This is a genomic window from Aliinostoc maniaoense, from assembly GCF_058172895.1.
In genome coordinates this window covers 1,246,881-1,259,133 of record NZ_CP187952.1, presented here as the reverse complement: position 1 = coordinate 1,259,133, position 12,253 = coordinate 1,246,881, and the positions used below count along the sequence as shown (strand labels likewise).

The 12,253-nt window shown below is 41.4% G+C and carries 10 protein-coding genes; 8 read left to right on the top strand and 2 right to left on the bottom strand.

The window, feature by feature from the left end; genetic code table 11:
• Positions 1-169: 169 nt before the first annotated feature.
• On the bottom strand, positions 170-3,463 hold the full coding sequence (locus ACPZ3T_RS05665; protein ID WP_490274214.1) for an ATP-binding protein: 3,294 nt from the start codon (positions 3,461-3,463) through the stop codon (positions 170-172).
• 596 nt (positions 3,464-4,059) lie between these two features.
• Between ACPZ3T_RS05665 and ACPZ3T_RS05660 the strand changes: the two genes are divergently transcribed.
• The 8 genes from ACPZ3T_RS05660 (at position 4,060) to ACPZ3T_RS05625 (ending at position 11,293) form a co-directional block, all read left to right on the top strand.
• Positions 4,060-4,626 carry a KaiA family protein gene (locus tag ACPZ3T_RS05660; RefSeq protein ID WP_490274212.1) on the top strand — a complete coding sequence of 189 codons (567 nt, stop codon included), beginning with the start codon at positions 4,060-4,062 and terminating at the stop codon, positions 4,624-4,626.
• Positions 4,627-4,697: 71 nt separating this feature from the next.
• Positions 4,698-5,024, top strand: coding sequence for a circadian clock protein KaiB (kaiB, locus tag ACPZ3T_RS05655; RefSeq protein WP_490277128.1), 327 nt, complete (start codon positions 4,698-4,700; stop codon positions 5,022-5,024).
• A 75-nt stretch (positions 5,025-5,099) separates the two neighbouring features.
• Positions 5,100-6,659, top strand: a complete 1,560-nt coding sequence (gene kaiC, locus ACPZ3T_RS05650) for a circadian clock protein KaiC (protein WP_490274210.1) — start codon at positions 5,100-5,102, stop codon at positions 6,657-6,659.
• Positions 6,660-6,766: 107 nt separating this feature from the next.
• A complete protein-coding gene (locus ACPZ3T_RS05645) occupies positions 6,767-8,902 on the top strand; it encodes a TolC family protein (protein WP_490274208.1) in 2,136 nt (711 codons plus the stop codon).
• A 323-nt stretch (positions 8,903-9,225) separates the two neighbouring features.
• Entirely contained in the window at positions 9,226-9,603 is a 378-nt protein-coding gene (locus ACPZ3T_RS05640; RefSeq protein ID WP_490274206.1) for a hypothetical protein, read from the top strand.
• Positions 9,604-9,851: 248 nt separating this feature from the next.
• Positions 9,852-10,346 (top strand): hypothetical protein, encoded by a 495-nt coding sequence (locus ACPZ3T_RS05635; RefSeq protein WP_490274204.1) that lies wholly within the window; start codon positions 9,852-9,854, stop codon positions 10,344-10,346.
• Complete coding sequence (locus tag ACPZ3T_RS05630) at positions 10,343-10,495, top strand: hypothetical protein (RefSeq protein ID WP_490274202.1); 153 nt, start codon at positions 10,343-10,345, stop codon at positions 10,493-10,495. The genes ACPZ3T_RS05635 and ACPZ3T_RS05630 overlap by 4 nt, the downstream gene beginning before the upstream one ends.
• Positions 10,496-10,513: 18 nt before the next feature.
• Positions 10,514-11,293, top strand: coding sequence for a photosystem II electron transport protein, Sll1252 family (locus ACPZ3T_RS05625; protein ID WP_490274200.1), 780 nt, complete (start codon positions 10,514-10,516; stop codon positions 11,291-11,293).
• Between the two features lie 50 nt (positions 11,294-11,343).
• Here the strand turns inward: ACPZ3T_RS05625 and ACPZ3T_RS05620 are convergent, their stop codons facing one another.
• Complete coding sequence (locus ACPZ3T_RS05620; protein ID WP_490274198.1) at positions 11,344-12,120, bottom strand: SDR family NAD(P)-dependent oxidoreductase; 777 nt, start codon at positions 12,118-12,120, stop codon at positions 11,344-11,346.
• Between the last annotated feature and the right edge of the window lie 133 nt (positions 12,121-12,253).

The window sequence follows — 12,253 nt, the reverse complement described above, 5'->3', positions numbered from 1 at the left end:
GAATTGGGCATGGGGCATGGGGCATTGGGCATTGGGGTAAATATTTCTACCTTGTCTACCTTGTCTACCTTGTCCTCCTTGTCTATCTTCCCCTGCACCCTGCTCCCCTGCTCCCTTGTCTACCTTCCCCTACACCCCTGCTCCCTGCTCCCTGCCTCCTACACACCCATCATCCCCCCATCATCTTGATACTTAAAGTTTGATTAATTTGGGTCAATAGCTCCTCCATTGAGATAGAACGGGGGAGAATTTGGGTAGCGATCGCACTTAAAACTGTTTCGATTGATTCCCTCTGATTTTTTGTTTTCTGTCCATGTTGATTGTGAGCAATGTCAGTGTCAGAATTACCCGGCATAGAATGTAATCTTTGGTCTATCACTAAAATTGGGGGCAGATTTAACGGTAAATCTTGCAAAGTTTTCAGTGCTTTTAATACTTCTGGATGAATGGTTGCAACACTTAAACAAATTAGTAGCAAGTCTATGCTCTGGTGACGTATTTGTTGTAAAATTTCTGCCCAACAGCGTGCTATTGTCGCCTTTAAGCCTGCGGTTTGCAAATACTGAATTAAAGCTTGAAACCATTCTGTTCCCCGTTCAGCAGTCTCTTGATTCACAGGGTAATTTTTGGCTTTGCCATAACTCTTGACTGGTTTACGTCTGGTTTGTGGCAAGTCCTGTAACATTGTGACATCCACTACTAAGATGTTAGGCGGATAGGTGACACTAGAGGCGATTTGCAGTACTGACAATAAGGGATGTTTGTGATCACTACTGTTATTGTCTTCATTTAAAGGGGTTAAACAAGGAAATACGGATAAACCCGGTATTTGGGATGCTGTCAAGGTGGTGGCAACATCACAAGTCACTAAGGGTAAGGCAGCCAAGCGGGGATGTTGAGTTAATTGTTGTAAGTAAGTTTTTGCTAGGGAAGGCTCTACATCCAGCAAAATCACATCAAATTGCCAAACCCTGGCTAAGAGTTCGCCTTGATCTAAATCATCTACTTCAATGACTCGATGTTCTTGTAATGAAGGGTGGGGATTGATTGATTCTGATTCAGGACTGACTAATCTGAGAATCCTTAAGGGGTGATTTGGCTCAATCTCTGGAGGATGATTTAAACTAGGGGATTGATCTGTGGGTTTGGCACATAATTTTTCTAACAATGGTGTCAAGGCTTGCACTTGGACGGGTAAGTTTAAAAATCCATCGGCTCGGTTAGCAAATGCCTGTTCTTTTTCTGCCCCTGTGGCTGTGACAATTACGGGAATATGTCCCACGCTGGGATCAGATTTCAGTAATGTCAGCACGTCCCAACCAGATAACAAGGGTAACAAGGGATTTAAAAATATCGCTTGTGGTTGTAAGCGACGGGCTTTTTCTACCGCTTCTGTACCAGAACGGGCAATCACTACCCGATACCCGTTAGCTTTGAGTTGATCTGTTAAATCTTGAATATAACGAGCTACGGCCTCAACTACCAAAACTAATCTTTGGGAGGAGATGAGGGGATTTTGCTCAGTGTTGCTGATGCACTGGAGTGTTGCGGCTGTTTCGAGTTCATTAACTGTGGGTGTGGCAATTTCTGATTCACCAAAACCTGTGGTGGGTGGACTGGGTGGTAATAGTAAGGTAAATTGACTACCTTTACCTTCCTGGGATAAGAAACTGACATCACCTCCGTGGAGACGCGCCAAAGCCCTAGTTAAGACTAGTCCTAAACCTGTGCCTTCAAATTGACGGGTGAGGGGATTTTCTAGTTGTTGGAATTTTTGGAAAATTAGATGTTGCTGATGTTCGGGAATACCGATACCTGTATCCCAGACAGTAAAAGCAATCCACCCTTCCCAACGATTGACTTTTAAGCCGATTTCGCCGGATATTTCTGTGAACTTAAAGGCGTTAGATAATAGATGTACCAACATCTGGCGCAAGCGTAATTCATCGGCGATGATCTGGTCTAGCTCTGGTTCAATGGACATTGTAAATTTGACTTGTGATGACCGAGGGCTAGCTTTTTGACTAGTGGATGTGGTTTTGTTGGTTTGGTTGTGAATGGCTTTGGCTTCGGAGAGGGCGCGATCGCAAATAGATTGTATATTTACAGGTGCTAGGGTCAGTTCCATCTGACCTGTTTCCATGCGGGTTAAGTCTAAAATGTCGTTAACCACACTCATCAAATGGCGGCCACTTTGATGAATTAACCCTGCATACCGCGCTTGACGCTCATTGAGTTCACCTAATTGTTGATCTACTAATAACCGCGATAACCCCAAGACAGCCGTCAGTGGGGTTTTGAGTTCATGGCTAATACAAGCTAAAAACTCATCTTTTAAGCGATTGAGTTGAATTAGATCAGCGTTTTTTGCTGCTAGTTCTTTACAAAGTTGCTGTTGTTCAGTTACGTCTGTGGCTGAAACTAACCACAAGTTATCTTTGTGTAGTCTGGCTTCTGATGGAGCTATGTGGAGTGTTAAATCTGGATGATCTAAGGGAATTTTTGTAAACTGCCAAACTCGCTCTTGTCCACTCTGCACTTCCACAACACAGGTACAACTACCCATTTGCCCATCCAGAAAGCAGCGGCCTCTAGGGGTGTCCCTATCTTGTTGGGGTGATTCGGGGTTATATGATCTGAAATTTGGTAATTCTGTGAGCGGTAAACAGTGATGATCATCTAGCTCATTTTCATAACCACGAGCATAAACTTTCACTGTTTTTGGGTGAGTGTATTTTGGTTGTTTGATGCGCGTGGCGGCTAAAATTGCTTCTACTTGTTGTCTGATCCCTTCGGGATCTTTTAATGTTCCTAATTGTTTCCACCAGGCGAGATTTCTGGTTAAGACTTGACCTGTGCTGGTTTGCAACATCAAAGGCCAAGGTAGTCTTTCTAATAATTGTACAAGTGGTTTATATCCTTGAAGTGGGCGGTGTTTCAGTTTAGGTACGCGCCTCATTCTCCCATCACTAATCAAGGATGTGTCTTGATGTATGGTGGCTGACGGTTTAACAGTCGGGTGTGGGGTTGGTAGTTGTTCTTTAGCTAACAACGTTAATAGACGCACACTATTCAATAGTCCTAAAAATTTGCCATCACCATCAACTAATACCCACTCTAGGTGATGTTGATGCTGGGTTTTTTGATCCTGCCATAATAAACTCAATTGCTCTAGACAATGAGTAGCTGGTAATATCTGTATTGGGTCAATTATGGCTGCACCCAAACTAGAAAGTGGTTGTTGTAAATTTACAACTGCCTCATTTCCTGTATTGAGTAAAAACTCCTGTGTGAGCCGAGCCGAAGTTACTACCCCAAGGGGACAGTGCTGTTGATTAACTATGATTAAGCGATCGCACTGCTTGTGTTCAAACATCTCCAGCACCACTGCTAGAGAACTCGTTTCTCGACAACTCTCACCAGTTGCCAGAAATTCATAAAGCGGATACTGTAGCATTGACATAAGGCTTTGGGGGTCATTCTTCTTATAAACGCCTCTGGCTTCACCATCAGCACAGGGGCAAATAGCGATCGCGCCTGAAGCAGTATTCTTTCAGAAGACTCATATCAGCGATCTTGTCCAGCTTTTGGGCTATTGAACATCGGTGTTTCATTTCAATAGTCCACCAGATGCGGTCTGTGACTTGACCACTCTCAACTCTGTTTGAAAAGCCTGACCAGTCTCCCACCGGTATCTTAACTTTTCATCAATAGCGACAGCTAAAACAATTATGACTCCAAAGATTCGCTTTAGAACCTTGAGGAATTATAATTATTTAAAATGCGACAATACTTTAAGTTCGTTTAAGTATCTTATCAAGGAGTAAAATAGAAAATCCTTATTTAGACAGATATACATATGCAAATCATAAATTAAGTAATGTGTTTTCGACAACAACCGCACTCATCTTCATAATCCCTCACTATATCATTTAGATATAGATAGTGATTTAGCTTGATTGGCAGTTTCTATGTGCATAAACCGATGGTTTTACCTTCACTATTAACTTCACTAGTAATTTTGCTGTCAGAATTAACGTGAGATATATAAGTATGTAAATGCTACTACCAATATTGATTGTTCAACCAGATGTTAAAAAAAATTTAGATCCGCGAGGCCAGCCACTAGCTACCAATCTCCCCTTCAGCAGTTGTATATGGACTTGGAGATGTTTACTCTGTTGCATCGCCACTACAACTTATCAGATTTATTACGGACTCGAATGGTTTTACCCTAAAATTAACAAAAATTTTACTAGTAAATATTCCTATGCCTTTGCACACCAAAAGCCAAAAACACAACAGGTTTGTCAGCAGATGACTCAAGAAGTTGATCGGCAAGTATTATTGCAGCAACTCAAATCAGACTATCGGCAGATTCTCATAAATTACTTTACTACAGACAAAGCCATCAAAGAGAAAATTGATAAATTTATCAATGTAGTATTTTGTGCTAATATTCCTGTGCCACAAATTATAGAAATTCATATGGAGCTTATTGATGAATTTTCTACCCAACTCCAATTAGAAGGAAGAAGCGATGAAACATTACTAGACTACCGCTTGACATTGATAGACATCCTAGCTCACTTATGTGAAGCCTATAGATGTGCGATTTTTAAATAGTCACAACTGACAATTTATGGATTAATAAAATTATCGAGTATTATCATGTTAATGTTTTGTTTCTCCCTATGATGAATAAAGCCAGAAAAACCTATGTTCTTAAGCTTTATGTGGCAGGCAATACACCTAATTCTGTAAGAGCGCTCAAAACGCTTAAAAACATTTTAGAACAAGAATTTCAAGGTATTTATGCTTTAAAAGTGATTGATGTTCTGAAAAACCCCCAGTTAGCAGAAGAAGATAAAATCTTGGCTACTCCAACATTATCTAAGATTTTACCGCCACCAGTTCGCAAAATCATAGGTGATCTTTCAGATCGTGAACGAGTATTGATCGGATTAGATTTGCTCTATGAAGAATTGAGTGAAGAAGACTGGGAAGAACAAGACGAAGTTTAAAACATAAAAAAACAATTAAAATTACAAAATTTTAGTAATTAAAATCCTGGGCTTAGTACCCATTTTTCAAAAACGATGAGCGAGAACGAACAACAAGAAGTAAAACCCACATCTGGTAGTGGCGTAGAAAAAATTCGGACAATGATTGAGGGGTTTGATGATATCAGTCATGGTGGACTACCAGTAGGGAGAACAACCCTAGTCAGTGGCACATCAGGGACAGGTAAAACATTATTATCTCTACAGTTTCTATATAACGGTATCACTTACTTTGATGATCCAGGAGTATTTGTTACTTTTGAAGAATCCCCCAGTGATATTATTAAAAATGCTCATATTTTTGGTTGGAATTTACAACGTTTAATTAATGATGGTAAATTATTTATTCTTGACGCTTCCCCAGATCCAGAAGGTCAAGATATAGTAGGCAACTTCGACCTTTCAGCATTAATTGAGCGATTACAGTACGCCATTCGCAAATACAAAGCCAAAAGAGTTTCTATTGACTCAATTACAGCAGTATTTCAACAGTATGAAGCCATCGGTGTAGTCCGCCGGGAAATTTTTCGTTTAGTTGCACGTTTAAAACAACTAAATGTGACTACAGTTATTACCACAGAACGTAGTGAAGAATACGGCCCGGTGGCTTCCTTTGGGGTAGAAGAATTTGTTTCTGATAACGTAGTCATTGTTCGCAACGTTTTAGAAGGAGAACGTCGGCGGCGCACCATTGAAATATTGAAGTTGCGTGGTACAACTCACATGAAAGGTGAGTACCCATTCACCATTACCAATGACGGGGTAAACATCTTCCCATTGGGTGCGATGCGACTCACCCAAAGATCATCTAACGTCCGGGTTTCTTCTGGTGTCCATACCTTAGATGTCATGTGCGGAGGTGGTTTCTTCAAAGATTCAATTATTTTAGCCACAGGTGCAACAGGTACTGGTAAGACACTATTAGTTAGCAAGTTTATACAGAATGGCTGCGTTAATGGTGAACGCGCCATATTATTTGCGTATGAAGAATCACGCGCTCAACTATCTCGTAATGCTTACTCTTGGGGAATTGATTTTGAGGAACTAGAACGTCAAGGATTACTCAAAATTATTTGTACCTATCCCGAATCTACTGGTTTAGAAGATCACCTACAAATTATTAAATCAGAAATTGCTGAGTTTAAACCAGCACGTATTGCGATTGATTCACTTTCGGCTCTAGCTAGGGGAGTCAGCAATAATGCTTTTAGACAATTTGTAATTGGTGTGACAGGGTATGCTAAACAAGAAGAAATCACTGGTTTCTTTACTAACACCACAGATCAATTTATGGGATCACATTCAATTACAGATTCCCATATTTCCACAATTACCGACACAATTTTGATGCTACAATATGTCGAAATTCGTGGAGAAATGTCACGAGCAATCAACGTATTTAAAATGCGGGGGTCTTGGCATGATAAAGGTATTCGTGAGTACAATATCACTGCCGATGGCCCTGAAATTAAAGATTCTTTCCGTAACTATGAAAGAATTGTGAGTGGTGCGCCTACCCGCGTTAGCATTGATGAAAAGGCTGAACTTTCTCGCATCATGAAACGTTTTGAAGATAAACAGGGTAGTGATTCCTAAAAATACCGTAGTGTTATATCCCTAGTTCTATCTTTAATGCTCGTGCTATATTCTGTTGTGAAGAAAAGTTTTCTGCCGCCAGATTGATTTTTGTGTGAGGGGATGCGGTGAAAGGACAACAATTACTTTATGGTTTCTTGCCTAGTGTGACAGCAGCTGTATTGACCACTCAGCCAGCTGTGGCTGAGGCAATGAAGGTAAGTAGTGTACAACTAGCGTCTTCTCCTAGTACATTGACTTCTAACGATAGTCAAAGCTCGGTAGCAGACAATATTCAGACACAACTATCATCAAATAGATTTACAGCATTACCAGAGATTATTGAGAATTTTGATTTGTCGGAACTGAAGTCACAGTCTTTCAGTAGTAAGACTACCTCAGATATATTGACAAAAAATCTTGGTATTGCTAAGGAGCAAAAATCTCCAAGGGATGAAATTAAAATCGCCAGTGTGTCCCCTAATCGGGATTTGATTCAAAGATTAAAGCAGCATCGTTTTGCCAAGACTGAAAAACAAACTAACTTAGCGCGCGGTGAAGCCAATTTAGAAAAAAATGTAATACCTGTTACTCAGTCTATTACCAAACCAGTAGGACTGAATAATCTCAAAACTCAGTTACCAATAGCTTTGCAACCATCTGTAAGGGGTGCAGGTGCAGCCCAATTACTAGTATCAAATAGTTGTTCTGTGCAAACATTGGATGCAGGAAAACTGGTTTTGGCTAGTAATTGTCCTCAATCTAATCGGGTAGGAAAGCGACTAGCACAAAATAGTCAGCCAGTTTCTCCCAGCACTAATACCCCAGAAACTGTTGATTTTGTAGCAGATACTACTACCGAACCAGCAACAACACCCGCTCCAGAAACCCCTGTACCTACAAGTAATAATCAACAAATTCCAGACAATCTGACTCCTAATGCTAATCCTTTGCAATTTCCGACAACACCAGAGGAAGTCACAACCCAGGAAAATCAGCCAATTACTTTAGGGCAGGCTCTAGAAATAGCGCGGCGGAACAATCGGGATTTACAAGTGGCGTTGTTAGAATTGGAGCGATCGCAAGCTGCATTAAGAGAAGCTCAAGCCGCTTTGCTTCCTAATCTTTCTGTTAATGCTGATATTACCCGTAGCCAATCTGCTAGCGGACAACTCCAAGACGAATTAAATCAAAACCGGGGGTTAGTTTCCAATTCCGATGAACCAGGTACAGCCTTCAACGGTCAATTACAACTAAGCTATGATCTCTACACCTCTGGTAGACGTAACGCCAGCATCAAAGAAGCAGAAGAACAAGTACGCTTAAGTGAATTAGCAGTAGAGAGTCAGTCAGAAGAAATCCTTCGCAATGTGGCGACAGAATATTACAACTTACAAGAGGCAGACGAACGAGTACGGATTGCTCAATCAGCCGTAGAAAATTCCCAAGCCAGTTTAAGAGATGCCCAAGCATTAGAAAGAGCTGGTGTAGGAACACGGTTTGATGTTCTGCGCTCAGAAGTTAACTTAGCCAACGAGCAACAAGGACTAACTAACGCTCTATCTCAGCAGCAAATTGCCCGTCGCACCCTAGCAACTCGGTTGAGTTTGCCCCAAAACCTGAGTATTAGTGCCGCAGATCCCGTAAGATTAGCAGGTCTTTGGCAACAATCCCTAGAAAACAGCATCATTTTAGCCTATCAAAATCGTTCCGAACTGCAACAGCAACTAGCACAACGTAACATTAGCGAACAACAGCGACGGCAAGCTTTGGCTAATTTGGGGCCACAAGTGAGCTTAGTTGCTAACTACAACCTGTTAGATCAGTTTGACGACAGTGTTAGCATGACTGACGGTTATTCTCTGGGAGTCAGAGCGAGTTTAAATTTGTTTGATGGTGGAGCATCTAGAGCTAGAGCAGCACAGGCCAAGAAAAATAAAGCGATCGCGGAAACCCGATTTGCCGAACAGCGTAATCAAATTCGTTTTCAAGTAGAACAAGCTTTCTTTAGACAGCAATCTAACCTCAACAACGTCCAAACTGCTAACACCGCCCTAGAACAAGCTAAAGAATCACTACGTTTAGCACGTTTACGATTCCAAGCTGGTGTCGGTACGCAAACTGACGTGATTAACGCTGAAAACGAATTAACTAGAGCCGAAGGTAATCGCATCACAGCGATTTTGGAATACAACCGAGCCTTAGCTGATTTACAAAGAGCTGTCAGTTCTAGAGCCTTGTCTGCCTCAGCCAATAGTCAATAGTTAATGTCAATAGTCTTGAGTGATGGGTTAGGAAATTTTTAACAAAATCGGCGTAAGTCCCCACCTATACGAATGTTAGGTGGGGATATAAGCCGGACAACGACCTAGCAAGATCCCGAAGGGTTGCCACCTATGACCCTTCGGGCAAGCAGTTGCTTTATGCCGGGAAACCATGCACGGCAGTTCCTACCCTACGGGAACGCTCCGCGAACAAGTCGGCATAGCCGCCCAACGGACTGCCTCACCACTCAGTACTCAGTCATTATTGGCTCAGAAATGACAGACTATTAAACTATGGACTATTGACTACTATTAAAAAACTCATGACTACAGTCACATCCCAAGAAATTGCCATATTTCGTTCTCAATTGGTAGATGATCAAGAAGCTATGGAAGCCCTGGAATTAATTGAGGACTGTGAAGGAGATTTAGAAGATGCTGCCATGACTCTAGCAATTAAAGCTGGACAACAACCAGAACAAGGCAATTCAGAGTGGCTGGGTGATTTAGCTAAAAGGTGGCGTGCTGTTATTTGTGAACAACAATTCAGACAAGACTTACATAACGGTTCAATCAAAGAAATGGTGGCACATCTGAAAACGATACCCACATTTCCCAAAATTTTAGCCACACCAGTTTTGATGTACATCATCAAGCAAGGTATTAATAACTTTTGTGAACCGATGGATACTTTAAGGTAAGGAATGGGAAGCAGGGGGGCAGGGGGCAGGGAGCAGGGGGAGACAAGGTAGACAAGGTAGACAAGGGGAAGAATTTTAGATTTTAGATTTTGGATTTTAGATTCAAATCCAATCCAAAATTGAAAATCCAAAATCCAAAATTAAATTGCCCAATGCCCAATGCCCAATGCCCAATGCCCAATGCCCAACAACTCCTGATACGCTGGTAATTAAGGGAAAACTTCCATAGAAAAAATACTATCGTATCGATGAATTACCTTGTTGCCGTATTACCAGACCGTATCCAAGCTGAAGCTGCTTACTTAGCTTTAGAAAAAGAAGGCATAAATAGCACAATTTTAGGTAAAGGTTATAAAACCGCCGATGAGTTTGGTTTAATTGATCCCAACGCCCAAGCCAAAAAACAAGCCCGACTTATGGCCTATTGGTTAGTACCATTTGGCTTTTTTGCCGGTTTTACCTTTAGTCTCATTACTGGTTTAGATACCTTCGCTTGGGCTGGTGAAATTGGTAATCACGTCATTGGCGGACTCTTAGGTGCTGCTAGTGGTGCTATGGGTAGCGTCTTTGTGGGTGGCGGAGTTGGCTTAGTTGTGGGTAGTGGTGATGCTTTACCCTACCGTAACCGTTTGGATGCTGGCAAGTATTTGGTCGTAGTGCAAGGTTCTGAAACTCTCTCTCGCCAAGCCACTCGCATATTACGCCAATTTGAACCAGAAAATATTCAAGGTTACGCAGGTTGACTGGGGACTTGGAGCAGGGGGGCAGGGGGAGTAGGGGAGACAAGGGAGACAAGGGAGCAGGGAGCAAGGGAGCAGGGGGAGTAAAACTCTTCAATTTTGTAGCTTGCTTCTCTAACGAGACGCTACCGCGAACCCGCAGGGTATTTTGAATTTTGAATTGATTTATCATGTTGCCACGAGAAGAATTATTAAAGGGTGTTGACAATCGAGATAGTATTGCTCGTGTAATTGACCAAGCGGAGCAAGCGATTAAAACTTGGGAAGTGGTGTTGACAGATTTCTTGTCACCGCCAGAATTGGCAGAAATGCAACGGGTGTTTAGTCGCTTAACAGAAGTACAATTGTTAGCTTGGGGTGGATATCCACAAGCTGAGAGGCAAAGAGTAGCGATCGCTCGTTCTGAGTTACCCTTAGATCAATCTCAAGTCAGCTTGGTAGCCTTAGAAATCGCTGGTAATTTCTTATTCGACCCGGCGACGCATCGGGACTTTTTAGGGGCGATGTTAGGTACAGGTATTGTCAGAGACAAAACTGGAGACATTATTGTTTTAGGAGAACGCGGCGCACAAGTCATAGTCGTACCAGAGTTAGCAGAATTTTTGACAATGAATCTTAAACAGGTGCGTTCTGTGCCTGTAAAAACTCAGGCGATAGATTTGAGTGAGCTAAAAATCCGCGAACCGAAGAAAAAAGAATTAACTACTGTAGAAGCTTCCTTAAGATTAGATGCGATCGCTTCTGCTGGTTTTGGGATGTCTCGTAGTAAAATGGTAGACTTCATTGACGCAGGCGATGTGCGGGTGAATTGGAAAGAAGTCACTCAAGCTAGTTCACAAGTTAAATCCGGTGACTTAATCGCTATTCGTGGTAAAGGACGTTTAGAAGTCGGAGAAATTGCTGTCACAAAAAAAGAACGCTACCGCGTTCAATTAACAAGATATATGTAGAAAATGGGGTTAAGGAAATGGGGAATCTAACCAATGCCCAATCCCCATTACTAAGCTTTAAACTGTTTTTCTAAAATATTTACCAAGGTTTCTCTTGGTAAAAATCTTGGCATATTGGTGATTATTTTACTTAATACACCACCACTAATTACAGTCGAGTCACCTTTGGCTAAAGCGTTTAACGCATCATTTACTACTTCTTCAGGAGTAGATACTTTACTAGTTTTACCAGTAAAGCTTAAAGGAAAACTAGCTTCAGTAAAAAAGTTGCTTTCTGTCGGGCCAGGACAAACAACTAAGACACGTACCCCATAATCACGATTTTCAGCCCACAAAGCTTCACTAAAACTTAATACAAAAGCCTTACTAGCAGCATATACCGAGAGATAAGGTATCGGTTGAAATCCCGCAATTGAAGATACATTAATAATGCTGCCTGAACGGCGTTCTCGCATCAAGGGTAAAAATTTATGGGTTAAATCTACTAAAGCCAAAATATTTAATTGTATCATTTTGATTTGGCGTTCCCCATCCCTTTCTGCAAAGTCGCCATAATCTCCAAAACCAGCATTGTTGATTAACAAATCTATAGTTAATCCCTGATTTTTAGTGATATCAAATATATCCGCAGTTGCATTAGGTTCAGTGAGGTCTTTAACTATCACCTTTACTTGGATGTTGTATTGTTTTTGCAGTTCTTGGGCAAGCTGATGTAATTTCTCTTGTGAACGTGCGACTAAAACCAAATTAGTTTGACGCGCCGCTAATTCTTTGGCAAAGGCTTCACCAATACCACTGGATGCACCGGTAATTAAAGCAGTTGACATTTTAGATAATCAATTTTTTTTTAGACCTATAAATTTTAACAATAGTTTTTAAAGGAGAGCCTGAATATTCAATAGTTACTCTCTACCTTGTCTACCTTGTCTACCTTGTCTAACTTCCTCCCAGTCCCCAATC